At 40.5% G+C, this 25,926-nt stretch carries 23 protein-coding genes; 16 read left to right on the top strand and 7 right to left on the bottom strand.

Features of this window, described 5'->3' with window-relative positions:
• The first annotated feature begins 103 nt into the window (after nucleotides 1–103).
• Nucleotides 104–1,027 carry a LysR family transcriptional regulator gene (locus A4U55_RS01905; RefSeq protein ID WP_003657246.1) on the top strand — a complete coding sequence of 308 codons (924 nt, stop codon included), beginning with the start codon at nucleotides 104–106 and terminating at the stop codon, nucleotides 1,025–1,027.
• Nucleotides 1,028–1,147: 120 nt separating this feature from the next.
• The gene (locus tag A4U55_RS01900) at nucleotides 1,148–2,344 is read left to right on the top strand and encodes an amino acid aminotransferase (protein WP_003660423.1); all 1,197 of its coding nucleotides are present in this window, start codon (nucleotides 1,148–1,150) and stop codon (nucleotides 2,342–2,344) included.
• 299 nt (nucleotides 2,345–2,643) lie between these two features.
• Here A4U55_RS01900 and A4U55_RS01895 read toward each other — a convergent pair whose 3' ends face one another.
• Nucleotides 2,644–4,155 carry a leucyl aminopeptidase gene (locus A4U55_RS01895; protein WP_003657249.1) on the bottom strand — a complete coding sequence of 504 codons (1,512 nt, stop codon included), beginning with the start codon at nucleotides 4,153–4,155 and terminating at the stop codon, nucleotides 2,644–2,646.
• A gap of 207 nt (nucleotides 4,156–4,362) precedes the next feature.
• On the opposite strand from A4U55_RS01895, the gene lptF reads away from it, so the two are divergent.
• Nucleotides 4,363–5,676, top strand: coding sequence for an LPS export ABC transporter permease LptF (lptF, locus tag A4U55_RS01890; RefSeq protein WP_003657251.1), 1,314 nt, complete (start codon nucleotides 4,363–4,365; stop codon nucleotides 5,674–5,676).
• Entirely contained in the window at nucleotides 5,673–6,782 is a 1,110-nt protein-coding gene (gene lptG, locus A4U55_RS01885; RefSeq protein WP_063453951.1) for an LPS export ABC transporter permease LptG, read from the top strand. The genes lptF and lptG overlap by 4 nt, the downstream gene beginning before the upstream one ends.
• An 18-nt stretch (nucleotides 6,783–6,800) precedes the next feature.
• Here the strand turns inward: lptG and A4U55_RS01880 are convergent, their stop codons facing one another.
• Both A4U55_RS01880 and A4U55_RS01875 read right to left on the bottom strand, forming a co-directional pair.
• Nucleotides 6,801–7,961 carry a DUF1615 domain-containing protein gene (locus A4U55_RS01880; protein ID WP_063453950.1) on the bottom strand — a complete coding sequence of 387 codons (1,161 nt, stop codon included), beginning with the start codon at nucleotides 7,959–7,961 and terminating at the stop codon, nucleotides 6,801–6,803.
• Nucleotides 7,962–8,158: 197 nt separating this feature from the next.
• A complete protein-coding gene (locus A4U55_RS01875) occupies nucleotides 8,159–9,121 on the bottom strand; it encodes an acyl-CoA thioesterase (RefSeq protein WP_003668772.1) in 963 nt (320 codons plus the stop codon).
• A gap of 185 nt (nucleotides 9,122–9,306) precedes the next feature.
• On the opposite strand from A4U55_RS01875, the gene plsB reads away from it, so the two are divergent.
• From plsB to galE, 9 genes are all read left to right on the top strand, one after another.
• Nucleotides 9,307–11,886: a glycerol-3-phosphate 1-O-acyltransferase PlsB gene (gene plsB, locus A4U55_RS01870; RefSeq protein WP_003663459.1), complete on the top strand. Its 2,580-nt coding sequence runs from the start codon at nucleotides 9,307–9,309 to the stop codon at nucleotides 11,884–11,886.
• 73 nt (nucleotides 11,887–11,959) lie between these two features.
• On the top strand, nucleotides 11,960–12,826 hold the full coding sequence (locus A4U55_RS01865; RefSeq protein WP_003663458.1) for a UTP--glucose-1-phosphate uridylyltransferase: 867 nt from the start codon (nucleotides 11,960–11,962) through the stop codon (nucleotides 12,824–12,826).
• Nucleotides 12,827–12,858: 32 nt separating this feature from the next.
• Nucleotides 12,859–14,487 (top strand): glucose-6-phosphate isomerase, encoded by a 1,629-nt coding sequence (gene pgi / locus A4U55_RS01860; RefSeq protein WP_063453949.1) that lies wholly within the window; start codon nucleotides 12,859–12,861, stop codon nucleotides 14,485–14,487.
• Nucleotides 14,480–15,748 (top strand): UDP-glucose 6-dehydrogenase, encoded by a 1,269-nt coding sequence (locus A4U55_RS01855; protein WP_003657260.1) that lies wholly within the window; start codon nucleotides 14,480–14,482, stop codon nucleotides 15,746–15,748. The genes pgi and A4U55_RS01855 overlap by 8 nt, the downstream gene beginning before the upstream one ends.
• A 372-nt stretch (nucleotides 15,749–16,120) precedes the next feature.
• The gene (locus A4U55_RS01850; protein ID WP_003660430.1) at nucleotides 16,121–16,366 is read left to right on the top strand and encodes a hypothetical protein; all 246 of its coding nucleotides are present in this window, start codon (nucleotides 16,121–16,123) and stop codon (nucleotides 16,364–16,366) included.
• A 297-nt stretch (nucleotides 16,367–16,663) separates the two neighbouring features.
• Nucleotides 16,664–16,792: a hypothetical protein gene (locus tag A4U55_RS09280; protein ID WP_003657264.1), complete on the top strand. Its 129-nt coding sequence runs from the start codon at nucleotides 16,664–16,666 to the stop codon at nucleotides 16,790–16,792.
• Between the two features lie 65 nt (nucleotides 16,793–16,857).
• On the top strand, nucleotides 16,858–17,217 hold the full coding sequence (locus A4U55_RS01845) for a hypothetical protein (protein WP_227506538.1): 360 nt from the start codon (nucleotides 16,858–16,860) through the stop codon (nucleotides 17,215–17,217).
• Nucleotides 17,218–17,378: 161 nt separating this feature from the next.
• Nucleotides 17,379–17,837: a surface-adhesin E family protein gene (locus A4U55_RS01840; RefSeq protein WP_049148484.1), complete on the top strand. Its 459-nt coding sequence runs from the start codon at nucleotides 17,379–17,381 to the stop codon at nucleotides 17,835–17,837.
• A 188-nt stretch (nucleotides 17,838–18,025) separates the two neighbouring features.
• The gene (galE, locus tag A4U55_RS01835; protein WP_003664995.1) at nucleotides 18,026–19,096 is read left to right on the top strand and encodes a UDP-glucose 4-epimerase GalE; all 1,071 of its coding nucleotides are present in this window, start codon (nucleotides 18,026–18,028) and stop codon (nucleotides 19,094–19,096) included.
• A gap of 80 nt (nucleotides 19,097–19,176) precedes the next feature.
• On the opposite strand, the gene glmS is transcribed toward galE, so the two are convergent.
• Entirely contained in the window at nucleotides 19,177–21,015 is a 1,839-nt protein-coding gene (glmS, locus tag A4U55_RS01830) for a glutamine--fructose-6-phosphate transaminase (isomerizing) (RefSeq protein WP_003657268.1), read from the bottom strand.
• 190 nt (nucleotides 21,016–21,205) lie between these two features.
• Here glmS and hslO point away from each other — a divergent pair, with 190 nt between their 5' ends.
• On the top strand, nucleotides 21,206–22,138 hold the full coding sequence (hslO, locus tag A4U55_RS01825) for an Hsp33 family molecular chaperone HslO (protein ID WP_003657270.1): 933 nt from the start codon (nucleotides 21,206–21,208) through the stop codon (nucleotides 22,136–22,138).
• A gap of 153 nt (nucleotides 22,139–22,291) precedes the next feature.
• Here hslO and A4U55_RS01820 read toward each other — a convergent pair whose 3' ends face one another.
• Nucleotides 22,292–22,771 (bottom strand): hypothetical protein, encoded by a 480-nt coding sequence (locus A4U55_RS01820; protein ID WP_063453948.1) that lies wholly within the window; start codon nucleotides 22,769–22,771, stop codon nucleotides 22,292–22,294.
• 110 nt (nucleotides 22,772–22,881) lie between these two features.
• Between A4U55_RS01820 and A4U55_RS01815 the strand changes: the two genes are divergently transcribed.
• Both A4U55_RS01815 and A4U55_RS01810 read left to right on the top strand, forming a co-directional pair.
• Nucleotides 22,882–23,088: a helix-turn-helix domain-containing protein gene (locus tag A4U55_RS01815; RefSeq protein ID WP_003664990.1), complete on the top strand. Its 207-nt coding sequence runs from the start codon at nucleotides 22,882–22,884 to the stop codon at nucleotides 23,086–23,088.
• Between the two features lies 1 nt (nucleotide 23,089).
• Nucleotides 23,090–24,154: a DNA cytosine methyltransferase gene (locus A4U55_RS01810; protein ID WP_003664988.1), complete on the top strand. Its 1,065-nt coding sequence runs from the start codon at nucleotides 23,090–23,092 to the stop codon at nucleotides 24,152–24,154.
• On the opposite strand, the gene A4U55_RS01805 is transcribed toward A4U55_RS01810, so the two are convergent.
• Both A4U55_RS01805 and A4U55_RS01800 read right to left on the bottom strand, forming a co-directional pair.
• Nucleotides 24,140–25,006, bottom strand: a complete 867-nt coding sequence (locus A4U55_RS01805; RefSeq protein WP_003664986.1) for a hypothetical protein — start codon at nucleotides 25,004–25,006, stop codon at nucleotides 24,140–24,142. The two genes, A4U55_RS01810 and A4U55_RS01805, sit on opposite strands and share 15 nt — an antisense overlap.
• A 208-nt stretch (nucleotides 25,007–25,214) precedes the next feature.
• Complete coding sequence (locus A4U55_RS01800) at nucleotides 25,215–25,784, bottom strand: hypothetical protein (protein WP_063453947.1); 570 nt, start codon at nucleotides 25,782–25,784, stop codon at nucleotides 25,215–25,217.
• Nucleotides 25,785–25,926 lie beyond the last annotated feature (142 nt).

Here is a 25,926-nt window from a genome sequence, read left to right as displayed (position 1 = left end):
GTTTATCATTAAGATGAGTTGTTTTTTATCTTGCATTTTAAAAATTATTATTTATAATAACTACTAATATGTTTATTACTATTTATAATTAAAAGGAATTGCGGTGAGTGTAACTCTAAGACAGCTCAAAGCCTTTTTGTTGGTAGCTGAACAAAATAGTTTTACCAAAGCAGCCGAGACATTGTGTCTCACACAATCAGCATTGTCTGGATTAATCAAAGAGCTTGAACAGAATTTGGGTGTCAAATTATTTGACCGCACAACTCGCAAACTGCATTTATCTGATGCTGGTATGCGACTTTTGCCACAAGCTCGGCGTGTGCTTAATGAGATGTCAGTTTTAAATGAAAAGGTGAATAACCTAAAATCACTGCATCAAGGGCATGTGCGTTTGGCAGTTTCGCAACAATTATCAGCAAGCACGATGCCAAAATTTGTGGCAAAGTTTTGTGATATTCACCCAAATATTCAAGTGACACTCACCGATTGCTCGGTTGATGATGTGGTGGAGCATATTGAAAATCTAGAAGCAGATTTGGGCGTTGCCCCAGAGCGGGTGCATTCTGATGATTTGCAGGCGGTGGTGTTATTTTCTTCGCCATTTTATTTGGTGTTGCCTGCCACTCACCCATTTGCCAAAAAAGATGTTTTGCGTTGGACGGATTTATTGAATGAACGGCTGATTACGCTTAATGGCCCGTTTATTAAAAGTCTACAAAATGAACTGCCTGCTCAAATTTCAAGCCGTATTTTTAACTCTGAGTTTGAGGTAAATTTTTTATCAACTGCACTTGGAATGACCCGAATGGGACTTGGCGTAACCTTATGCCTATTATACGCTGCTGAATGGGTGGAGCAAAATGGCTTGGTGATGCGTCCTATTGCCGACCCTGTGGTAGAGCGTAAATTTTTATTATATACGCACAAAAATCGCTCATTATCACCTGCAGCGTTGGCATTTAAGGAGTTTTTAGAACAAAATGCCCATGAATTTTTAGTCAGTCATTCAAAAGTATCAGGTATCTAAGCTGCCATTGTGATGATACATTGTGTGACAAATTTTATGCCAAACTTTTGCCCAAAAGGGTTGAAATTTGCATTATACTAAATAAGTTTTAATCAACTTAACAATTAAAAGGATGCATCAATGTTTGAACATGTAACCACTTATGCAGGCGACCCAATTTTAGGCTTGATGGATAAATATGCCCAAGACCCACGCACTGACATTAAAGTCAATCTTGGTGTGGGCGTGTACTATACCGAAGATGGTCAATTGCCTGTACTTGAATGCGTCAAAACCGCCGAATCCAAAATCACCAATCCACCTCGTCCACGAGGATATTTGCCAATGGATGGTTTGCCAGGTTATCGTAAGGCATGCCAAGATTTGTTATTTGGTAAAAATCATCCTGCAGTTTTAGAGGGGCGTGTTGCCACTATTGCAACTTTGGGCGGTTCTGGTGCGTTAAAGGTTGGTGCTGATTTTATCCATGAGTGGTTTCCTAATGCCAAATGCTATGTGTCAGACCCAACTTGGGCAAATCATGTGGGTATTTTTGAGGGTGCAGGTTTTGAGGTGGCAAAGTATCCTTATTATGATCCAAAAACTATTGGCGTAAAATTTGATGAGCTGTGCGAATTTTTCAAGACTTTAAATGAAAATGATGTAGTGCTACTACACCCATGTTGCCATAACCCAACTGGTGTGGATTTGACCCGTGAACAGTGGAATGTGCTATTACAAATCGTCAAAGATAAAAAACTTATTCCATTTATGGATATTGCCTATCAAGGTTTTGGCGATGATATGGATGGTGATGCGTATGCCATTCGTCGTGCGGTGGGGCTGGGATTGACGGTATTTGTCTCTAATTCATTTTCAAAAAACTTGTCACTTTATGGTGAGCGTGTGGGCGGTTTATCTGTCGTTGCACCAACCAAAGAAGAAGCAGATGTGGTACTTGGTCAATTAAAATTTACCGTCCGTCGCATTTATTCAAGTCCAGCTGCACACGGCAACTATGTTGTTGATGCGGTCATGAATGATGAAGCATTATTTGCGTTATGGATTGGTGAGGCATATGAAATGCGTGACCGCATTCGTGATATGCGTCAAAAACTCCAAGAAGCATTAAGCACTAAACTGCCTGAGCGTGATTTTAGCTATTTTACCAAACAGCGTGGTATGTTTAGCTTTACAGGACTAACCAAAGAGCAAGTGATTCGTTTGCGTGAAGAATTTGCGGTATATATGGTTGAAAATGGGCGTATGTGTGTGGCAGGTCTGAATAATTCTAATGTAGAATATGTTGCCAGTGCTATGGCTGAAGTGCTTAAGTAAGCTAAGTCACCTGTCATAAAACCAAGCACCAAATTTTTAAAAATTTGGTGCTTTTTGACAGTTAAATGATAGTCAAGATGGGCTAGTCTTAGGCTAAAAAATCACACAATATCAGAGCAATCCCCAATTTAGCACAACAGGTTTTAATGATTGCGACAAATTTCGTGATGTTTCATGTGAAACCTAAAACCTAAAAGGTCATTTAAATTACCCCATAAAAATAACCATAAATATCACAACACGCCCAAATCTTCGACGATTTGGGCGTGTTGTTTGGCTTAAGCTTACCTGATTAATAGTTAGGCTTGGCTGCGTAGATACTGGGTTAGCAACGCCACAGGACGACCTGAGGCGGTATTGGTGCTACCACTCTTCCAAGCAGGACCTGCGATATCAAGATGTACCCAAGCTTGACCTTCTTTGATGAACCTTTGCAAGAAACATGCTGCGGTAACTGAACCTGCTTCACGCCCACCAATATTTTGGACATCAGCAATTTTTGAATTAATCTGCTCATCATAGGCATCATCTAAAGGCATATGCCAAACCAAATCACCCGTATACTCACTGGCTGCTTGCAGGGCAAAGAGTGCATCTTCATCATTACTGTACATGCCTGAACGAACGCTGCCCAGTGCAATCACGCAAGCACCAGTTAAGGTAGCTGTATCGATGATAATGCGTGCATCGTAATGCTCTTGGACATAGCAAAGTGCATCACACAGCACCAAGCGACCTTCGGCATCGGTGTTTAAAATTTCAACAGTAGTACCATTCATAGCGGTAACAACATCACCTGGGCGAGCTGAACGAGATGAAGGCATATTTTCAGCACAAGCAAGTACAGCGACCAAATCAATTTCAAGTCCAGCTTCGGCGACTGCTCGCACAGTACCCAAGATAGAGGCAGCACCACCCATATCAAATTTCATCTCTTCCATGCCAGCGGCAGGTTTTAGTGAGATGCCACCTGAATCAAAGGTTAGACCTTTACCAACCAAAGCAAATGGCTTATCTAGCTTAGCTTTTTTATCGGATTTTTTGGATTTGCCATAATACTCGATAACGGCAAGTTTGCCTTCTGCATCTGAGCCTTGTGAGACAGCAAGAAAGCACCCCATGCCAAGTTTTTTCATGTCTTTTTCATTCAGCACGGTAACCGAAACGGTATCGGCATAATCCTTGGCAAGTTGTTTGGCTTTTTTTGCAAGCTCGCTGGGGTTAAGCACATTGGGAGCTTCATTGGCGACATCTCGTGCGGTGGTAATACCAGCAGCAGTTGCTTGAGCAAATACAAGTGCTTTATCATAGTCGGTTTGAGTGTCTTTATTACTGATGATAACAATTTCACGCAAAGTATCGGCATCTTTTGGTTTGGTTTTGTGATGCTCAAAACGATAGCTTGCACCAATTAAGGCGGTGACAAATTGTGTAAAGTGAATTTGGCAAATGGTATCACCCCACAAAATTGCCGCACTTTGAGAATTTTTAATCACATCATAAGTTGCCACGGCAACTTTAGCGATATTATCAGCAAGCTTATCAAGTTTACCCACGCCAACAATACTGATGGCTGGAGATGCTTGGTCATCTAAAGCATAGTCGGTAACGCTTTTACCAAGCGTGCCTTTAAAGTGGCTTTGCTGGATAAGTGCTGTGGCGCGTGATATATATTGGGCATCACCCAAATTACCCAAAATTTGACCTTCATCGTTAACAAAGACCACAACAATGGGTAAGGGTTTGTTTTTGGTGGCTTTTTTTAAGGTCAGCGTATTTTTGACGCTGATTTGAAATGTATGTGCTGGCATATCTTTTCCTTATTATATGTGAATGACCGAAGCTGGTGTTTTGGGGTGATGATGCACCAACGCCAGTTTCCAAGCTTAGTGTAGCATAAATGGCGTCATGACAAAATCAAATTTCATCCAAGATGCAAAATTTATGGGCTTAAATTTATAGGTTGATACGGGGTGTTTTGATCCATGTTTCTTGGTTGGTATCAATGATAAGACCAAGTGATTTTAAGCGTTTATCAATGGCACATGATAGGGCGTATTTGGGCTGAAAACATTGGCAACAAAATAAACTTAGCAAATCACTTAAAACCGTTGTGGTTTTTTGTTATCATAAGAAATTTGTTGGCCACTTTTTGGAGCTTGTGCTTTTTGATTTTACGCTGCCATATTTTACGCCGTTATATGACCACACAAGTCGCTTCAACCACTGCCTTAGTTTTGGGATTTTTGGTAGTGATATTGCTGGGCGGTCGTCTGATTCGCTATTTTGGGATGGCGGCAGAAGGTGGGCTTAATGTTGGCGTTTTGTTTCGTCTGATTGGTTATAATTTTCCCTATTTTCTTGAGCTGATTTTACCGTTGTCTTTTTTTATTGGTTTAATGTTGGTATTTGGGCGGTTGTATACAGATCATGAGATGACGGTAATGAATGCCAGTGGTATCAGCCGAGGGCGTGTGGCACGACTGCTTATGCCGTTGGTGGTTGTGCTGATGTGTATTGAAGGTTGGGTGTCTATGGTGGCTAAGCCTTGGGGTATGGAGCGTGCTACCAATATTTGGCAAGAGCAGTCAGTGGCTCAGGTTTTTGATTTGATTCGCCCCCAAGAATTCATCAGCAGCGGCGATTATCACCTGTATGTGGGTGAGATGGGTGCCAATCGTGAGTTCTTAAAAGATGTCATCATCATTCAGATGCATACTGCCGAACCAAGTGATATCCAATCAAGACAATCCCATCAAAGAGATTCTATCATTTTTGCCAAATCTGCCACACATGTTGAAACTGGCAATGGGCAAATTCAGCTAGACTTGCAACAAGGTCGACGCTATGAAGTAGATCCAACAAGTCGCCAATACAGTCAAATTGGCTTTGAACGCTATCGCATGACTTTATCTGTCAAGCCTCCTGAAGGCACCAGCCACATACGCATTGAAGGCGTGAGTACCACTGAACTTTTGTCAATCATTCAAGGTCACTCCAAGCGTGATAATCCTCAAGAAGCATACGCCGAGCTTGGCTATCGTCTGAGCATGCCTTGGCTGATTTTATTGGCAATCTTATTGGCGACACCTTTGTCTTATGTGCGACCACGCCAAGGCAGATGGTATAAACTGGTGCCAGCGATTTTGATTTATGTTGCGGGCGTGCTTGTGGTAATTTCTTTAAAAGATACCATCGCCAAAGGCAAGCTTTCACCCGTGATTTATCTGGCTGCTTTATTGATGATGATGGTCGTGGCGATGTATCTGAATTACCATCAGCAAGTGATGATGCGGCTTCGTCTTAGGCGTCAAGGTGGAGATGTGGCATGAAATCATGGATTTTACCAAAATATGTCATCCGCTCAGCACTGCTTGCCATGGCAGGTGCTGTGGTGGGTTTATGGCTTGTACAGATGGTATTTGCTTATTTGGCCGAGCTTGATAATATCAGTGAAACATATACGCTGACCGATGCACTGCTATTTATTTTGTATCGCTCGCCTTATTTTTTGGTGCAATTTATCCCAACTGGCACACTTTTGGGGGCAGTCATTGGTTTGGGCTTGCTTGCCAATCACAGTGAGCTTATCGTGATGCGAGCTGCTGGCATGAGCATATATCGTATCGTCAGCTGGGCGATGTTGCCTGCGGTCATTTTTGTTGCCATATCGCTGGGTGTCAATCAATTTGTCCTGCCTACCGCCAATCAGCATGCCGCTGCCATCAGAGCAGATACCATTTATGATAAGCTTATCACGATTGATGGCTATTGGTCAGTCAATCATGATGGCGATAATCAAGATGTGGTTTATATCAGCTATGCCGACAACGAAGGTGGGCTTGGAGAGGTCAAACGATATCAGCTCAAAGATGGTCAGCTAATCGCTGCACTCAAAGCAAAATCAGGCGTATATTTGCCACAGTCTGATGATGTGATGAATGCACAAAAAGCCCGCTATACTTGGCAGTTATCAGGCATTGATGAGATTGGCATCGGTACATCACAAGTGCAACAAGCACACAGCGAAGGCAAAATACTGACCTTACCGATTGCACCGACCGATGTGTATTTATTGACCAAAGAGCCTGAAGATTTATCACTTAGCAGTTTGTACGCCCACAGGCAGCTCATGGCACATCAAGGCACACGCTCACTGCGTCATGAATTGGCATTTTGGCAAAAGCTACTTTCGCCCTTTGCGGTGCTTTCGTTAGTATTGGTGGCATCATCATTTGTCTTTGGTTCACTGCGTTCCCAAGGCTTGGGACTGCGAGTGGTCTTGGCACTTTTAACGGGTCTTTTATTTAGTTATTTGACTGATTTGACGGGCTTTGTGGCTTTGGCAACGGGTCTTTCGCCACTGTTAATGGCACTGGTGCCGATCGTGCTATCAGCGATGGCGGGTATGTATTTACTAAATCGCAAATCAAGCTAAACTGGGTGTAACCTAAGTTTAGCTTAATCGGTGACGCTTGGCGGTAGTGATGCAGGTTTGATAGCGTTCATTGACACGGGTGGCAAACCAATTGGTATCAAAGTCTCGGCTAAGCTTGGGCCCTGAAATGACAACTTTTGGCATAATGGCATAAGTAGGCTCTCGCCCAAATTTACTGGCAAACATATCATTCACCGCACGATAAGTGATGGTTTTTTCAAAATCACGAGTTTTTTCTTTTTTAAAATCAGATCGGATTTGTTGTGCGTTGATGGGTTTTGATGCGGTAGCAAGTAAAGCGATGGCGGCAGTTTCGGTAGAGGATATTTTGCTTATGGGGCTGTCATCTTTATAAAGCAATAAATCTCCATCAATGGCTAAGCTTTCACCACTTAAAGTAGCGATCCGCTGCTGAAAGGCAGCATTTCGGCTTGAATACATACCCGAATTATAATCAGCAAAACGGTATAAAGGCTTGTCATAGTTTGCCTGATATACCATTAATCGATGTATGCCATAATAAAGCCCGCCATAGCGTGTGTATAAATCGGCACGCAAATCCCGATCGCTCATGCTGGCACGGCGATGTGCTCGTGCGTAGTCGATATGTACCTGCATAGAACCAAGTGTTGTGACAGGGTTGATGCGTTCATCAATGCCTTGTCCTGAGAGTTTTGTGATGTTGGTTAAAGGGGCTATTTTATAGGTTCTGGTAAAATAATCAAAAATCTCTCGGTATAGCTCATCAAGCTGTTTTTCGGTTTTTACAGCTTTGATTTGTTTGATGAAGTTGTTTTTTGGCGTTGGGCGTGTCTCAAGCATGTTGCGAAATACGCCTGCCATATTTTTACCAAGTTTATCTTCTAGCTTGTCATCAATGGCTTTTAGGGCAGCATTGCCTAAGTTTGGGACGCTGGGATCGGCATGAAAATTTGATTCTTGGTCAATGACAGCGATAGCGGTACAGATATTTTGTGCGGTTTTCGGTAGTGATAATTCATCAAAAATATCGCCAATATCAGTTGCCCATAGCTTGGCGTTATTGACACGCTTGGGGATTAATTTGGTGATTTGGGCATCGCTGAGCGTAGGTTTGTCTGTGATGGTCTGCTTGACTGCATCACAGCCTGACAAAACCACGGCACACAATAAAATACTAGTAGGATACATTTTATGCATCTGGTCTACATCCCAAACTATTTACACAAGAAACACTAAAGACAGTGGAGCAGATGACGCTCAAAAAGCATCTTATAGTAATTTGACAGTTAATTTTCGTCAAGTGCTTGTACAAAAATACACCATTGTGCAAGAAGTTTGTACCAATTTAAGCACAATCATTTTGGCACACACTGTCAAGCAATGCTTCAGGCAAATTAGCTGCTGGTAAAGATACTTGGGTCATCATGCAATCGCATCAACCCTTCTTGCTGCGTTGAAGCGATAAGTTTGCCATCTTGCCAAAATTGACCATGGTTTAGACCCTTGGCGTGGCTTGTGGTATCGCTCCACATGTCGTAGAGTAGATATTCGGTCATATCAAAAGGGCGATGGAAATGTATGGAATGGTCAATACTAGCCATTTGTAGACCTTGTGTCATCAGGCTTAGCCCATGACTCATTAAACCTGTGCTGACCAAATAATAATCAGACACAAACGCAAGTAGTGCTTGATGAATGGCAACTGGCTGCTCCCCAATATCAGCGATACGCACCCAATTGGCTTGGTGTGGACGCTCAGGCTTGGGTGTCACAGGGTCTCGTGGTGTGACGGGGCGGATTTCGACATGACGCTGACGCATAAATCTTGCTTTGAGTGGTTCGGGAATTTTATGTAAATAATCCGCTTTGAGTTCTTGCTCGGTTTTTAGGCTTTCAGGGGGTGGATAATCAGGCATGGTTTCTTGGTAATCAAGCCCGCCTTCCATGGGTGAAAATGAGGCAATCATCGAAAAAATGACCTGTTCATTGGTCGTATGATTACCGTTTTTGTCGGTGGTTGGCACATATTGCACCGCAATGACTTCTCGAGCTGATAAACTGCGTCCATCACGCAAGCGGCGTACTTGATAGATGACTGGTAGACGAATATCGCCACCTCGTAAAAAATAACCATGTAGGCTATGACAAGGTTTATCAATCGTTAATGTGTTAGCACCAGCAAGCAGCGCTTGGGCAAGTACTTGCCCACCAAACACTCTAGGCCCAACATAGTCAAAACTTGGACCTTCAAAAACATCATCACCAATGCGTTTTAGATGTAGAGTATTTAATAGATCTGTGATTTGTGTCTTGACAGCTTCAGGTGCTAGAGCATAGCGTTCAAAAGAAAATTTCATATGACTCATTAAGTGTTGCGTGTTGGTTGACTGATATTATCATCAATTTGGTTGGGTGATGACCTTAAAATATCTTTGGCATAAATTAAAAACTGTCAAAATTATACCACTTTTTTATCAATTTTTTAGGTAAAAAATCCAAACAATGATAGAATAAAAATTCACTTCTTTGTATTGATTAATTTATGCAAAAACTTGTAAATTTGTTCAAAAAATCTGGCAGCCAACCAAGTGCGTTACCCAAACCGCCCCAAAATAGCCAAGATCATGGCAATGAACGCACACCAAGCCCTTATCGCCGTGCTTCAACCAAAGGATTATCGCTTGTGGTTAAGCCAGCTTTATTAGGTGAGATACCAAAGATTGATGATAAAGTACCGACTTTTTATGTGATTCGGTCGTATTCACGCTCAAACAGTCTGCTTGTTGGTATGCAAACCGAGGCACTGGGTTTACCTGCAGCATTAGCAGAGGTGCATGCTGAACAGATTCATGAAACTTCTGCCATGATTTTTTTAAAAGACCGTCGTACAAAAAGCACAAATAGGCATGTACCTCGTCTTAAACGACTGATACAAGCTTGCCTTGATAATCCTGAGCTAAAAATTAATCTGGTGCCTGTGACCATTCTGTGGGGGCGAGCACCAGATAAAGAGGAATCTTTATTTCGCTTACTGATGGCAGATGAGTGGGAGTCGCCTTCAAAAGCCAAACAGTTGTTTAATATTGGTGTGATGGGTCGTGATACTTTTATCCATTTTTCCCAAGCAAAAGATTTACAAACCCTAATTGCCCAAACTCAAGCATCTGGCGAAGATGGCATGACGATCGCCATTGCACAGCGTCTTCAAGGTTATTTGGACAAACAACGCACCAGCATCGTCGGCCCTGATTTATCTGATAAAAGAAATGTGGCAGGTGAAATTTTATCCTCACCTAAAGTGGTAAAAGCCATTGAAGAGCAAGCAGCGACATCTGGTAAATCCATCGCCGCCGTTAAAGCAGAAGCTCAGGGCTATTTGGGCGAGATTACCAGCAATTATTCACATTCAGTGGTGCGTTTTTTTGACCATTTTTTAACTTGGCTTTGGACACGGCTGTATGATGGCGTTCAAGTGCGTCATTTTGAGCGTGTGCGTACACTTGCACCAGATTATCAGGTTGTTTATGTTCCATGTCATAGAAGCCATGTTGATTATCTTTTGTTATCGTACGTGATTTATAAGCGGGGTTTGCGTATTCCGCATGTGGCAGCGGGTGAGAATCTCAATATTCCTATACTCGGAGAATTGTTAAGAAGCGGGGGTGCATTTTTTATGCGTCGCAGCTTTAAAGGCAATACACTGTATAGCACTGTTTTTAAAGAGTATGTACATAGTTTGATGCAGCGTCAAGCACCGATAGAGTATTTCATTGAAGGAGGGCGTTCACGCACAGGTCGTCTGTTGCCACCTAAGCTTGGTATGCTTGCGATGACAGTCAACAGCCATTTGCGTAAACCTGCCAAACCTGTTGTATTTATCCCAGCTTATATCAGCTATGAACGCATCATGGAGGGAGCAACTTATGTGGGAGAACTCAAAGGTAAACCCAAAGAAAGCGAAAATTTACTTGGCTTATTAAAAACGGCACGCAAAATTGAGCGTATCTTTGGGACGGTGCATTTGTCATTTGGCAGCCCTTTATATTTGACAGACTTTATGGAAAAATTTCAGGTCAACGCATGCGATGATAGTGATGAAAACACCAAAAAAGTCCACGCCATGGTTCAAAACTTGGGCGTCAAGGTCATGCAAAATATCAATAAAGCCGCTGTGGTGAATCCTGTTTCGCTATTGGCATTGGCCCTGCTGTCAACACCAAATGCTGCACTTGATGAAGCCCAATGCCTTGAACAAATCCGTCTGTATCAGCACATTGCCCAAGCCTTGCCTTATGATGATGACACCCATGTCACCGATATGACACCAAGGCAGATTTTAAATTATGGGGTGAAGCTTAAGCTCATTGAACGCACCCCACATATTTTGGGTGATATGATTCGTGTGGCAGATAAGCAAGTGCCACTTTTATCTTATTTTAAGAATAATATTTTGCATGTATTTATCATCGCAAGTTTACTGGCAGCATTGGTACAAAGAAATGGTCGTATCAGTCATCAAAAGTTAGATGGTATTACTGAGCTTTTATATCCATTTTTGCAAAGTGAGTTATTTTTAAAAATATCACTTAAAAATATCATTGAAAAAGTTCATCAAGTGCTAAAATTACTGATTGAACAAGAGGTAATTGTTGAGCTAGGTCAGGGCATTGTGGGCAGTCCTGAGGGCAATTCACAGGCTTATCAAAAACTGATCGTACTGGCAAGTCCAGCCCAGCAAAGTCTTGAGCGTTACTTTATGGCATTAACCTTGCTTTCCAAACAAGGTTCAGACCGTCTGACGACCGAACAGGTGGTGACTTTATGCCATGTTGTCGGTCAGCGTGTATCGGTGCTGCATGCCGATGATTTACCAGATATGTTTGATAAAGCATTGTTTACAAGCTTTATTGATACTTTGGTTCGCATGGGTTATATCAGTATCAATACAGAGACCAATTTATTATCCTTTGATGAGCGTATTGACCGCATTGCTGAATTTGCAAAGTTTGTACTACAGCCAGATATGATGCAAGTGCTAACCCATACCGCAAGCCTTTCTTCTGATGAGCTAGGTTTAGCGATGGCAAGCATGGAGAAAAAACGCAAGTTTGGGATAAGATAGCAGGCGGTTTTTTTGCTAAGTTTGAATAAAAAAGTTTACACACCAACCAATTGTCATTAGAGTGAAAATGATTATGAACACCATTACCCATGCCATCATTCCCACCGCAGGCTTTGGTACTCGTATGCTGCCTTTATCAAAAGCTGTACCCAAAGAGCTGTTGCCACTGGGTGATAAACCTGCTATTCATTATGTGGTTATGGAGGCGGTGCGTGCGGGCATTAAAACCATTGTGTTGGTCAATCATGCTCAAAAGCAGGCGATTGAAAACTATTTTGATATCAATACCGAACTTGATAGCCAGTTACGCCAAAAAGGCAAAGATGGCTTGGCAGATGGCCTAAACTTTTTACCCAAAGATGTACGCATTGTCAGTGTGCGTCAAGGTTATCCGTTGGGGCTTGGTCATGCAGTGCTACAAGGGCGTGCTGTGGTGGGCGATAATCCATTTGTTGTGCTGTTGCCTGATGTCGTGCTAGATCCATTTACGACCGATTTTAGGGCAGATAACTTGGCATATATGATGACAAGATTTGCCCAAACTGGCCGCAGTCAAATTTTGGTTGAACCTGTGGCAGATAGTCAGGTGCATAAATATGGCATTGCTCGGCTAAAGGATCGGCAAAGTGTACAAAAATCGGATGCTAATCACCCATTTGATGTACTGGGTTTTGTCGAAAAACCAAGTTTGGATCTTGCACCGTCCAATCTTGCTGTAGTGGGGCGATATGTATTTAGCCCTGAAATTTTTGAGTATTTGGCAAAAACCAAGCCAAGCGTAGGCGGTGAGATTCAGCTCACCGATGCCATCGATGCACTCATCAGCCAGCAGGGTATGGATGTGGTAACAATAAAAGGGGCAAGCTTTGACGCTGGTGATATGACAAGCTATATTCAGGCATTTGCTTATTTTGCCAGTCAAGTCGATCAGTCGTTTTAATTTTTAGCAAAACCAAAAAACAAGGACGATTGATGAATACTTGGCATGACTTAAAAAGACTTGCTCACTCACCCATTAATCTGCAGCATTATTTTACCACTGATAGCAACCGTGGCCAAAAATTTTCAGCGACAGCGTGTGATATTTATATGGATTTTAGTAAGCAGGCCATTGATGATGAAAGTTTGCTTAAGCTGATACAGCTTGCTGATGCATGTGAATTATCACAAAAAATTAAGGCATTATTGGCAGGTGAAAAGGTCAATGATACCGAGCAAAGGGCGGCACTGCATACCGCATTGCGTTTACCAAAAGGTGAGCCGCTTATCGTTGATGGCGTGGATGTTGGGCAGCAGGTACATGATAGTTTAGATAAATGTGAAGCCTTGGTTCATCGTATCCGTAGCGGTATTTGGCGTGGCTATTCAGGCAAGGCGATCCGTGATGTGGTGAATATTGGCGTCGGAGGGTCGGACTTAGGTCCGTTGATGGCAACAACAGCACTGTCTGAGTGGGCAGATACTGATATCCATGTTCACTTTGTTTCTAATATGGATGGCACACAATTAGAAAGTTTATTAAAAAAACTCAATCCGCAGACAACTTTATTTATCATATCATCAAAATCCTTTGGTACGGTAGATACTTTATCCAATGCCAAAACAGCATTAAGCTGGTTGCTGGCCGCTTATGCACATAAGCCAACAATTTTACGCCGTCATTTTATCGGTATCTCCACACGACCTGACAAGATGAGCGATTGGGGCATTCATCCAGACAATCAGCTTTTATTATGGGATTGGGTTGGTGGCAGGTTTAGTATGTGGTCAGCGATTGGACTTGCGATTGCGGTGCGTATTGGCATGGCTAATTTTCGTGCATTATTGGCAGGTGCACATGAGATGGATAAGCACTTTGCACAGGCAGATTTTTATAAAAATTTGCCTGTATTGCTAGGACTTATTGGTGTTTGGAATGCAACTTTTTTGGGTATTAATGCACATACTGTCTTGCCTTATGATGGTCGATTGAGCCATTTTCCTAACTATTTAACCCAGCTTGAAATGGAATCTAACGGTAAATCGGTCAAACGCACAGGAGAATCGGTCAATTATAGGACTTGCCCAATTTTATGGGGAGACATTGGCTCAAATGCACAACATGCGTTTTATCAATTACTCCATCAAGGAACACAGCGGGTGTCTTGTGATTTTATTACCCCAATTCATCGCTATAATGATACTCAAATCGTGAATAACTCTTTAGTTTACCAGCACAAACTGTCATTGGCCAATTGTTTGGCACAGTCTCAAGTCCTCGCCTTTGGCAACGCTGCACTACCGCATGGCGTGGCAAATGCGGCAGATGATTTGGCAAAATTTAAAAAATATCGGGGCAATCAGCCTTCCACAACACTGTTATTGGGTGATTTAAACCCCAAAACTTTAGGGGCATTAATTGCTTTGTATGAGCATAAAGTGTATGTCATGAGCGTACTTTGGCAAATTAATCCTTTTGATCAATGGGGCGTGGAAGTTGGTAAAGTGATGGCAAATCGTGTCTATGACGAGCTGATCAGTAAGACAAATACAGACTGCTTCGATCATTCGACCAATACACTTTTGTCTGTCATCAAGCAGTCAAGGATAATCAATGAATAATAATGCCTATGTGATTGGTCATCAACATGAAGCGATTAATACTTGTCTTTGGCTGGCAAGCATGAACCAAACGGTTTATTTGCTGGCTGATGAACTGTCAGTTTTACAAACGCTTGAATATTATCAATGCGACCATCAGATGAATACATTATGGCAGCTGTATTGTGTTCAACAAAAAATTATCATCACAGACAGTCAAAGACAGACATTTTTATCATCAGCTCAAGCTGGGGTTTTGTGGTTATTTTTAGATGATGTGGATGATATCACGCTTAGCCATATCATACATGTGCTAGACAGTCCGCACAGTCGGATTATTTTAAGCGGTGTGCAAAAGCTTGGTAAGATTGATAAGATTGCCAAACAATTTAAATCATCTTGGGTGTATTATTTGCCCATCAGCTTTATGAAAGATGGTGCTAATTATAATGCGTTTTATCATTCGGATTTGGTGATGATTGGTGAAAAAACCGCAGGCAGTGTTGCTTATTGCCAGATATTATTAAGCTTAAAAACCTATGCCAAGCATTGCCAAGTTGCTGATATTTTAACGGTGGAATTTGCCCGAAGTACTTTGATGGCGATGTTGGCAACTCGGCTGTCTTTTATGAATGAGATGGCAAGACTTGCTGATAATCAAGGGGTAAATATCAAATCAGTTGAACGCATCATTGCCCAAGATGGTCGTATCGGTTCGGCTTATCTGTCGGCAGGATGGGGCTTTGGTGGCAAGACATTGCCACGAGAGCTTGAGCTTTTAATGGATAAGTTTAAACAAAACCGTGTCGACACTTCGCTTATCAGTGCTGTCAGTCACATCAATGACGACCAAAAAGAGCTGATTTTTCGTAAGTTTTGGCAATATTTTAATGGTTTTATTGAGCATAAAACGGTCATGATTTGGGGAGCAGGTTATCGAAATGGTGCATCACGCATGATTAATTCTGCCATTCATCCATTGATTGAGCTGCTTTGGTCGTATGGCATTTGTACGCTCGTTTTTGCACATAATACCGCCTTTGAAATGCAATCAACTTATGGCGATCATCCATTGTTAAGATTGACTGATGATCCTTATCAGGATTTGGTACAAGCTGATGCACTGTTCATCATCAATTGGTCTTTATTAACCAAGCCTGATATTCATGTGCTCAATCAAATTAACATTGCAATTTTTGATGCCAAAAATGTTTTAGATGATGAACAAATCGCCATGCTGACAGCACCTTATTATGGTATTGGGCGAGAAAAGTATTCATAGCAGATGCCATTGATTTTAATTTGCCTGATGGTTAAATCTAATCATGGAATTAACAACCTTTCCAACCTTTCCAATCTCTCCACTCTCTGCATTCTTTTTAAGTTGGGCATACTTTTGCCATGCTTTATTTTGGCATAACTGCTGTAAGCCCATTGCTACTTTTTATCATTTATCCATATGTCCAATAATGTGCTTTATGTAATTTAGGCACACTATTAACTCGTGCCACTGTTAACATTCAGCATAAAAATCTTAACAATGAATCAAAGCATCGTATTGGCTGTTAAATGATAAGCTTATATTTATTTAAATTCAGACTAAATGATTGTAATATGGACATATCAAGGTTGAAATCAAAAATTTTGGAGAGTTATGTACGATAATGATAAAAAATTGACCACCATCGTAGGGGTGTTGTATACGGTGTCTTATATTGCCATATGGTTGGTCAGTGGCTATATTTTATGGGGCTGGATTGGTGTGACAGGATTTACTCGTGCGATACTTTGGCTGATCGCTTGGATGATTGTGGGTACGATTGCTGATAGAATTCTGATACCGATTATTTTGACCGTCGTGGTTGGGTTATTTTCTATCTTTTTTGAAAAAAGGCGATAATTTGGTTATTTTTTCACAAAAAATCATGATTTTTTTTTGTAAACTATCTAAAATATCAATTATGTTATATTATGTGATAAAAGATGGGCATGCTTAAGTTTTGGATTGCAAAAATCCTAATATCATCACTGACCAAAGCTGTGATGATATCAAAACTTTATCAAAGTTCTTAGGGTATTATCAAGATATCATACCAAATGAATACTTACCCAACTTACTATAAAAATCAAATGATATGACTGTGATTTTATTATCATAGATACAAAAATCAAAACGCATGAGCCAAAGGTATGATGAATGAATACAAAATTTCGCACACATTATGACAATCTAAATGTCGCCAGAAACGCTGACATTGCGGTGATTTGGTGGGATAGGGGTCAAGCCAGTGCGATTAAGCTAAATTTTTATGTGGGCAATCGCTGACTTTATTTTATTTGTGCCAGTTGGAACAATTCGTGGTCTAATGTATTTATTTTAAGGAGATAATGATGAGATTTTTATTGGTTGGATGCTTGGCAACCTTATTTTTACTTGGGTGTGGTAATAATTCTAGTCAAGAATTAGAGACGAATACCATTGAACAATCAAGCCCAAGAATTACAATAAAAAATGAAATGATCGAAGCTCAACCGTTGCCAGAGACAGGGGCAACCAACAAACCTAATTTGTATGGCGATTCACCTTTACAAATAAAAACCAACTCAGGAAGTCATTATTGGGTAAAAATTGTCAATGCTTATGACGAGCGAGAAGAGCTGGTGAGTTATTTTATCCGTGGTGGAGAAACATTAGATGTTACTCTGCCCGCGGGAAGTTATGTCGTGAAATATGCTTATGGAGATACTTAGTATGGCGAAGAGTATTTATTTGGCGAAAATACAGGTTATTCCAAGGCGGATGAAGTGTTTGAATTTTATCACAATCAAGGCTATGTCATTGAGCTTATTCAACAATTAAATGGCAATTTACACACAACCATAATTGACGAAAGTCAGTTTTAGGAGCTTTTATGAAAAAATTTATTTTAGCAAGTTTATTATTGGCAAGTGGTCAAATGGCACTGGCGGCGAATTGGATGTCCACTGGTGTTAGTAGTAATGGCAAAGAGACCCATGAAGTGGACTATGACAGTATCTCGGCTTATCGTTTTGATAGTTATGATAAAAACAGCTATTATGTCACCGCTTGGGTAAAAACAGATTATCCCACTGCCCAAAAATTAAATGATGGCAAACTATATCGTCAAGCAAAATATCTTTTGTATGTTGATTGCTTGGGTAAAAAAACAACTTGGGGCGATGGGGTATTTTATGACAGTAACGGCAAAGTGGTTGATAGCGGGCGGAATTATGTCAATACTCATTCATCCAGCAATTGGGATAGGGTTGTTCCAGATACGATTGGAGAGGATGTGTCAAAATTCATCTGTGGCGTGTATGATGCCAAATCCAAATCCCAAACCAAATAAGGATAATTTATAAAAACTTGATCCAAACTCACTTTATCCACCTTATTATTATCCGCCCTCACCGCCCATGCCATATGTCCCTGACCTGTTTGGGGCATATGGCAAAGGTGCGGTTTATGGGTGATTGACAAGGCTGGTATATCATAGTATTTTTGATTGCTTTTATGACAAACACAGGGACAACGGACATGAAAAATATTGATACAAGCCCAAGCAATAGCGAGCATTATTTACCCAAAAAAATCTTGGTAACAGGCGGAGCGGGTTATATCGGCTCACATACTTTGATTGAGCTGATACAGGCGGGATTTGTGCCAGTGGTGTATGATAATTTATCCAATTCAAGTTTTGTTGCAGTGCAGCGAGTTGAACAAATTGTTGGTAAACATATTGAATTTATTCAAGGCGATGTTTTGGATAAAACGCATCTTGATGCTGTTTTTAAGGCACATCAGTTTTTTGCTGTAGTTCATTTTGCAGGGCTAAAAGCTGTGGGAGAAAGCACCAAAAATCCCTTAAAATATTATCAAAATAATGTTGTCGGTACGCTCAATCTGTTAGAGCTGATGGCAAAATATGGGGTTAAAAATTGCGTTTTTTCATCATCGGCAACCGTCTATGGCAGCTCAAATCGCCTACCAATCACCGAGGATATGCCTCGTTTTTGTACCAGTCCTTATGGTCAAAGTAAATTGATGGTAGAGCATATATTGGAGGATTTGGTGAATGCTGATGATACATGGAATGTTGTCTGTTTGAGGTATTTTAATCCAATTGGTGCACATGAGAGTGGGCGAATTGGCGAGGATCCAACCGATATTCCAAATAACCTGATGCCATACATCAGTCAAGTGGCGGTAGGTAATCTTAAACAGCTGTCTGTATTTGGCAATGATTATGAGACACCTGACGGTACGGGGGTGCGAGATTATATTCATGTGGTGGATTTGGCAAAAGGCCATGTAGCAGCACTGCATTATTTGGTTGGGCAATCTGTGGGCATTGGATTTTGTCCCATTAATCTTGGCACAGGTCAAGGAACTTCGGTTTTACAGCTTATTAAGGCGTTTGAGTCAAATACTGGTCAAAGCGTACCGTATGTTATTACCAGCAGACGCACAGGTGACATTGCAGCCTATTATGCCAGTGCTGATAAAGCCAAAGCTATACTTAACTGGACAGCAGAGCTTGATATTGAGCGTATGTGCGTAGATACATGGCGGTGGCAGTCAAATAATCCACACGGCTATTTATCCTAACAAATCCTGTCAAAAGTTTTGTTAATGCTGGTTGTGGGCATTGATAGGTGCACTATCTACGCACAATATTTTATCTTGTTCTACTCAACTGTGACTGACTTGGCAAGATTTCTGGGCTTATCCACATCCGTGCCTTTGACCAGTGCCACATGATATGCCAATAATTGCACAGGGATGGTATGCACAATCGGCGATAGTGTACCGATATGGCGTGGTGTGCGAATGATATGAATGCCTTCGCTGGCAGTATAATCACTATCCAAATCAGATAATACAAATAACTCACCACCACGAGCAGAGACCTCTTGCATATTGGCTTTGACTTTATCAAGTAGTCCATCATTGGGCGATATGACGACGACGGGCATGTTTTCATCAACCAGTGCCAAAGGACCGTGCTTAAGCTCTCCAGCAGGATAAGCCTCAGCATGAATGTAGGTGAGTTCTTTTAATTTTAAAGCACCTTCAAGGGCAATCGGATAATGAATACCACGACCTAAAAATAAAGCACTTGGCTTGTTGGCAAAACTTTGCGCCCATGATGCAAGTTGTGGTTCTAAGTTTAGGGCATGTTGGATACTGCCTGGTAATAACCGCAAATCCTCGGCGTAGTCTTGTGCCTGTGATTCATCCACATGACCACGCAAGATACCTAAAGTGACCGCAAGACCAAATAACACCACCAGCTGTGTGGTGAATGCCTTGGTGGATGCCACGCCAATCTCAGCACCAGCACGCGTGAAGATGGCAAGTGTACTGGTGCGTGGCAAGGCCGATTCCATGACATTGCAAATGGACAAGCTGTAGCGATGACCTTGTGCCATGGCATATTTAAGTGCTTCCATGGTATCTAAAGTTTCACCTGATTGGCTGATGGTAATGACCAGCTCGTCGGGGTCTGAGATGACATCACGGTAACGGTATTCACTGGCAATTTCAACATCGCAACGGATTTTGGCAATACTTTCAAGATAATGTTTGCCAGTGAGTGCTGCATAATATGAAGTACCGCACGCCAAAATTTTAATACTTTGAATTTTGGCAAAGATTTCAGGCGCCTCTTCACCGAAGTTATCAGCAACAAATCCACCTTCTAAAAAAATTTCGGCAGTGTCAGAAACTGCTCGTGGCTGTTCATTGATTTCTTTTTGCATAAAGTGGCTATAAGGACCAAGCTCCAAGGATGCTAAAGACATCTCAGAGGTTTTAATGCTGCGATTGACCTGATTGCCGTCTTTATCAAGCAGTTTTTGGATACCATCAGCTTGAAGTAGGGCAATATCGCCATCTTCTAGATAAGTGACACGGCGAGTAAAGGCAATGACTGCTGAGACATCAGACGCAACAAAAACCTCATTATCGCCAAATGCAACTAACAGCGGGCACCCCATGCGTGCGATGACCATTTGATTTGGTGCATCATTAGCGATAACTGCGATGGCATAAGCACCATGAAATCTTGAGCAAGCTGTTTGGACGGCATGGTATAAATCACCGCCATTGGTGGTATATTCTTGATGTACACTGTGAGCGATGACTTCGGTATCAGTTTGTGATTCAAATTCATAATCCAAGTGCTGAAGGCGTGTGCGTTCGGTCTCAAAATTTTCAATAATCCCATTATGTACAACCGAGATAAGCCCTGCTGAAATGTGTGGGTGGGCGTTGGGTTTGGTAACACCGCCATGGGTTGCCCAGCGGGTATGACCGATACCTGTCAGACCATGAATTTGTTTTTGTTTGGCAGCTTCTTCCATCAGTGCAACCCGCCCCACACGGCGTACACGGCGGATGCCTGATTCGGTTTGCACAGCGATGCCTGATGAGTCATAGCCACGATATTCTAAGCGTTTTAGCCCATCTGTTAAAAAATCTACCACATTATGATGTGTCCGAATGGCACCAACGATACCGCACATAAGCCGTTCCTTAGTCTCTGATTAAATTAGGTAAATTATAGCATACCAAATGGTAGATGTCGCTTTTTGTCGGTAAGAATCAATCAGTTAAACCCAATCGTTGGGCATTTGTAAATTTAAAGTTCATCCCCATATTTCTTTGCATATCGTTCATTAACTATTCAATCAGATAAATTTTGGTAGGCAAATTATGACAACTCAAACTCAACACACGCCTAAGCGTGATTATCGTCAGCGTTTTTTTATTGATGGCTCGGTGGTGCGTGGCGATGTGGTCAAGCTAACCGATGCTTATCAAACCGTCATCACCCAAAAAGACTATCCCGTTGCCCTTAAAGCATTGCTCGGCGAGATGCTTGTTTCGGCAAGTTTGTTGATTAGCACACTAAAAATAGACGGCAAATTATCCATTCAGCTACAAAGCTCTGATTCTGATGCTCGCCTAAATTGGGCAATGGCAGAGTGTGATCACACAGGTTCGGTGCGTGCTTTGGCAGGGTTTGATGATACCAATCAGAATCAAACAGTATGGCAACACCTAAAATCTGCCGATGAAGCCTTTGGTGAGCTTGGCAAAGGGGTTTTGTTCATCAGTATCCACCCTGATAATGGCGAGGCTTACCAAGGGATTGTTGAGCGTGTCAGCGACAGCTTGGGTGAGTGTTTGGCACATTATCAAAGACAATCTGCCCAGATTCCAACCATCATTAAGCTTGCCACCAATGAGACGACAGCAGGCGGCATATTGGTGCAACTATTGCCCCAAAGTGATGCTGATAAAGAGGCTGACCCTGATTTATGGGACCGCTTGACAGCACTCACCGATACACTAAAGACAGACGAACTCACCGATTTGGACGCCAATGAGATTTTGTATCGGCTATATCATGAAGAAGATGTGGTTTTGCCAAGTTTGACACCGCTACAATTTGCCTGTACTTGCTCAAGCCAAAAAAGTGAAGGTGCTATCTTACAGCTTGGCTATGACGAAGCCAAACAAGCTGCAGCGGCACAAGGCGGTGTATTGACGCTTGATTGTGGTTTTTGTGGCAGAGAATATCGGTTTGATGATCAAGCGTTAGCCCAGCTGTTTGCTGATGGCTTATCAAATCATCATAAGTAAGCATTTTCATCCATTTTTTAGATGCTTAAGCCGTTTTATTCCAAGCATTGATTAAAGCAAGTTAATTCAATCGTATTTTTGATAAAACGGTTTATCATCTTAACCAAATGGCACATGGCTTTTATTTATCATGTGTCATTTGCCATTTTTGCCTTACCATTGTCGTTTGATTTGGGTATTATACAACCCAATATAACCCTCTTTTTTATCAATCCCTGCATATTCAAGACTGGCATCTTCATAACGCTTAAATTTATACACCGCATCATTCATCACTGCTTCGTCAAACACATTTAATGACACAAGCAAAGAAAAATCCGCCTGCGTAAGCCCCGTTACTCGGGTAAACAGCTCAGGTTCAAGCACCGTAATCACATCTTTTAAACTGTGTTCTCGATAATCTGATAAATACATAAAAATTGGAATGCGTGTGGCAAATTTAATCAGTTTATCTTGAATTTGTTTACGCAAAGATTTTTGCTGTTTTTCTTCATCGCTTAATGTTTTTTTATCCTCTTTTGATAGTTCGCCGTCATTGTCTTTGGCTTTTTCTTTTAAGCCTTTAATTTTTTCCGAGCGATTAATGACCACTTCAATATCATCATTTAGGCTTCTAAACTCTTCAATTTTCATCAAAGCATCCATGGCTTCTTGATCTACTGACTTATATTACTTATGAATTAAAATTTGATATTGCCAAAATATCATGATATAATGATTTATTTTTAATATAAAATTATATTATGTCATTAAATTACAATAATCTTTGGAAACTACTGATTGACAAAGACCTAAAACGCACTGACCTCATCAATCTTGCAGATATCAGCAGTAATGTTTTGGCTCGTATGGGTAAAAATGAACCTGTGTCCTTAGAAAGTTTAGAAAAGATTTGTATTGCCCTTGATTGTTCAATACAAGATGTTTTGACTATTGAGAAAGGAGAGTAGAATGTCTTTGTTTATTGATACTAAAAATATCCCAAACCAAATCACAATAACTAATAAAAACTCTTTAAAAGTCATTTCCTTATTTTCAGGTTGTGGCGGTATGGATTTGGGTTTTATTGGTAATTTTAATAGTCTTGGTAATTTTTATCCAAAACAACCATTTGAGATTATTTTTGCCAATGATATTTTTGAGAAAGCTTGCCAAACTTATCAGCATAATTTTAATCATAATATTATTTGCCAAGATATATCCACAATTGATGATGGTGATATACCAAAAGCAGATATTGTTATTGGTGGATTTCCCTGTCAAGATTTTAGCTTAGCAGGTAAAAGAAAAGGTCTGGACAGTGAGCGTGGCAAATTATATTTACAAATGAAACGAGTAATAAAGATAGCCAATCCAAAAGCCTTTGTTGCTGAAAATGTTGATGGTATCCGAAAAGCAAAAGGTTTAAGTAAAAATGATGCTTCTGCATTGGATGTCATTATCAAAGATTTTTCCCAAATTGGTTATAATGTGGTTTACCAAGTATTAAATGCCAGTCATTATGGTGTTGCTCAAAATAGAGTTAGGGTAATTATTGTTGGTATTCGTAAAGATATTGATAAAAAAATGAAATACCCAAAACCACTATTTGGTGAATTATCCGATAGTCAAAAACCTGTTATTACTTCAAAACAAGCAATAGATGATTTATGGGAATTATTAGATGATAATATCAACAGCCATTCAAAAAATCATTATTCCAAAGCAAAATTTTATCCCAATAAAAAACTGCAAGGGAATTGTCAAATAAACGCAGACAAGCCAGCCCCAACCATTCGGGCAGAACATCACGGAAATATTGAAGCCCACTACCGTTCAACCAACAAAAAATCACCATATGATATGCAGTATTGGCGTAGATTAACTGTTAGAGAATGTGCAAGATTACAATCTTTTCCTGATGATTTTATTTTTCCAACATCAGCATCATCAAGTTATGTACAAGTGGGTAATGCGGTTCCACCAATTATGGCGTGGCATATTGCAAATGCCCTATATCAATCAGTCTTTGAGTAAAGATTTGAGTTTATCTCTTAACTTTTCTTTATCAATTTTTGATAATTGTTCATAGTGGGCTAATAATTTATCAGTATACATGATTAATGTTTCATTAAACCAAGGTGAGCGACTGGTTAAAGTTAAATTTTTATCCAACACCACCTTTAACCATTGTTCAACGAGTGTTATTTTCCAGTTTCTAATCAGTTGATTTTTATTATCCCATTCAGATTGAGTTATTTTAAAAATAAGTGAGTTGTTTTCAGAAATAAAATTCTTCTTATTCCAATTTTTTAATGTATTAAAAGAAACTTGTGGTCTTGGGCTTCTATCTGGGAATTGTACTTTTTCGGTAATGCTATTCAAGTAAAATCCTGTGGTAATTTCAATTGGTTTTCCTTGTTTGATAAAAATAACCCATTCATAAGGGTTGATTTGTTGCACACTTGATCCCGGTATTTCATTTTTCTTAGTAGATTTTAATTCTACACTAAAAAACTCTGTTTCTTTCCCATTGGATAATTCTATAAAAATATCTGGATTGGTATAAACCGAATTTGATTTTTTAGATTTTATCAATTTTTTAAGTGGTTCGGTCAATTCATCTTGTAAATAAACCTGTCTTATGTGAATAAACTTCATTGATGGGTATTTAAAAATCTGAGTTTCTTGATGAATTTCTAAATTACAATCTGTTGATACAATTGGGTTGCGTAACATAAAATCTTTGATGATAGACTTGGCTTGTTTATCTGAATTGGCTTCATCAAGATGAAAAACCACTTTACCTAAATTTTCTAAAAGGTCAGTGTTATTTTCCAATTCTTTTAGATAAACCAACATAAATACATCAAAAATAGAGAAATTCATCTTTTATCTCAACTCTAAGGGGATTGTGATCTATCATAATTACTATAGTTGACTCAAAATAACTAAAATATTAGCTAATAAGGTATGGATGCTTCATTAGAGTATTTTAGCATGAAAGGATTTTTTCAGGAAGTCTATTAAGAGATATATACCAACCATTTTACATTGTGGCAATAATTTTACTGATGTATTGGTATCCTACTTTATTTTAGATGACCATATAATCACGCCTTTGGATAAGCGTTTCGCTGATAAACTTCCATTCGCTAAATACAATGGGATTTCCATTTAAATCTTTTAGCGTTAAAGCATTGCCACCCACGATATTTTTTGATAATAAAAACTTTGCCGTGTCAATAACAGCAGGGTCTGTTTGTTTAAAATGGCTTTGGTAATGGTCTAGGAATAAATCCAGCAATCGGCGACGGCACTCATCACAATTATCCGCCAAAAGCTCAATGCCATAAATTGATGATATGGCACAAATGGCGTGTTTTTCATAATGAAATTGGGCATATTTGGGGGATTTTTTGCTTTTGTTGATTTGGGAAAGTCTTAGGGCGGTCGCAAGTTTTCGCCTTAAAATTTCTGCCAAAAAATTACCTGTGCCACAGGCAGGCTCTAAAAAAGTGCTGGTGATTTGCTCGGTTTGGATTTTGACCAAATCAAGCATGGCATAAACCTCACGCTCGGCGGTAAACACTTCGCCAAAATCGGCAACTCGTTTTTTGGATTTAATTTGTTGCTTGTCATCTTGTGCTTTGGCGGCATCAGTCATTTTGCACCGCCTTTTGGACACAGTTTAGAGACGAAAAAAGCCCACATAAAAGCAGGCTTTGGTAGAAAAAGAAAAATTAGAGCGTTAAGGGGTTGACAGGTTGTGTCATGTACAGATAATCGTTGACGCTTGACGCTTGACG

The sequence above is a fragment of the Moraxella catarrhalis genome, assembly GCF_001632285.1.
In the GTDB taxonomy this organism is placed as follows: domain Bacteria; phylum Pseudomonadota; class Gammaproteobacteria; order Pseudomonadales; family Moraxellaceae; genus Moraxella; species Moraxella catarrhalis.
Note: the sequence above shows the minus strand (reverse complement) of the source record. Positions and strands in the feature narration are given on the sequence as shown.

Excerpts from the sequence above, each read along its gene's own strand:
- A4U55_RS01855 (WP_003657260.1), top strand. The coding sequence starts at position 14,480 with ATGAATAATAATGCCTATGTGATTGGTCATCAACATGAAGCGATTAAT.
- plsB (WP_003663459.1), top strand. The coding sequence starts at position 9,307 with ATGCAAAAACTTGTAAATTTGTTCAAAAAATCTGGCAGCCAACCAAGT.
- A4U55_RS01875 (WP_003668772.1), bottom strand. The coding sequence starts at position 9,121 with ATGAAATTTTCTTTTGAACGCTATGCTCTAGCACCTGAAGCTGTCAAG.
- galE (WP_003664995.1), top strand. The coding sequence starts at position 18,026 with ATGAAAAATATTGATACAAGCCCAAGCAATAGCGAGCATTATTTACCC.
- A4U55_RS01810 (WP_003664988.1), top strand. The coding sequence starts at position 23,090 with ATGTCTTTGTTTATTGATACTAAAAATATCCCAAACCAAATCACAATA.
- A4U55_RS01815 (WP_003664990.1), top strand. The coding sequence starts at position 22,882 with ATGTCATTAAATTACAATAATCTTTGGAAACTACTGATTGACAAAGAC.
- A4U55_RS09280 (WP_003657264.1), top strand. The coding sequence starts at position 16,664 with ATGAATACAAAATTTCGCACACATTATGACAATCTAAATGTCGCCAGA.
- A4U55_RS01865 (WP_003663458.1), top strand. The coding sequence starts at position 11,960 with ATGAACACCATTACCCATGCCATCATTCCCACCGCAGGCTTTGGTACT.
- lptG (WP_063453951.1), top strand. The coding sequence starts at position 5,673 with ATGAAATCATGGATTTTACCAAAATATGTCATCCGCTCAGCACTGCTT.
- A4U55_RS01900 (WP_003660423.1), top strand. The coding sequence starts at position 1,148 with ATGTTTGAACATGTAACCACTTATGCAGGCGACCCAATTTTAGGCTTG.
- A4U55_RS01845 (WP_227506538.1), top strand. The coding sequence starts at position 16,858 with ATGAGATTTTTATTGGTTGGATGCTTGGCAACCTTATTTTTACTTGGG.
- glmS (WP_003657268.1), bottom strand. The coding sequence starts at position 21,015 with ATGTGCGGTATCGTTGGTGCCATTCGGACACATCATAATGTGGTAGAT.
- pgi (WP_063453949.1), top strand. The coding sequence starts at position 12,859 with ATGAATACTTGGCATGACTTAAAAAGACTTGCTCACTCACCCATTAAT.
- A4U55_RS01895 (WP_003657249.1), bottom strand. The coding sequence starts at position 4,155 with ATGCCAGCACATACATTTCAAATCAGCGTCAAAAATACGCTGACCTTA.
- A4U55_RS01805 (WP_003664986.1), bottom strand. The coding sequence starts at position 25,006 with ATGAATTTCTCTATTTTTGATGTATTTATGTTGGTTTATCTAAAAGAA.
- A4U55_RS01840 (WP_049148484.1), top strand. The coding sequence starts at position 17,379 with ATGAAAAAATTTATTTTAGCAAGTTTATTATTGGCAAGTGGTCAAATG.
- A4U55_RS01800 (WP_063453947.1), bottom strand. The coding sequence starts at position 25,784 with ATGACTGATGCCGCCAAAGCACAAGATGACAAGCAACAAATTAAATCC.
- A4U55_RS01850 (WP_003660430.1), top strand. The coding sequence starts at position 16,121 with ATGTACGATAATGATAAAAAATTGACCACCATCGTAGGGGTGTTGTAT.
- hslO (WP_003657270.1), top strand. The coding sequence starts at position 21,206 with ATGACAACTCAAACTCAACACACGCCTAAGCGTGATTATCGTCAGCGT.
- A4U55_RS01820 (WP_063453948.1), bottom strand. The coding sequence starts at position 22,771 with ATGAAAATTGAAGAGTTTAGAAGCCTAAATGATGATATTGAAGTGGTC.
- A4U55_RS01880 (WP_063453950.1), bottom strand. The coding sequence starts at position 7,961 with ATGCATAAAATGTATCCTACTAGTATTTTATTGTGTGCCGTGGTTTTG.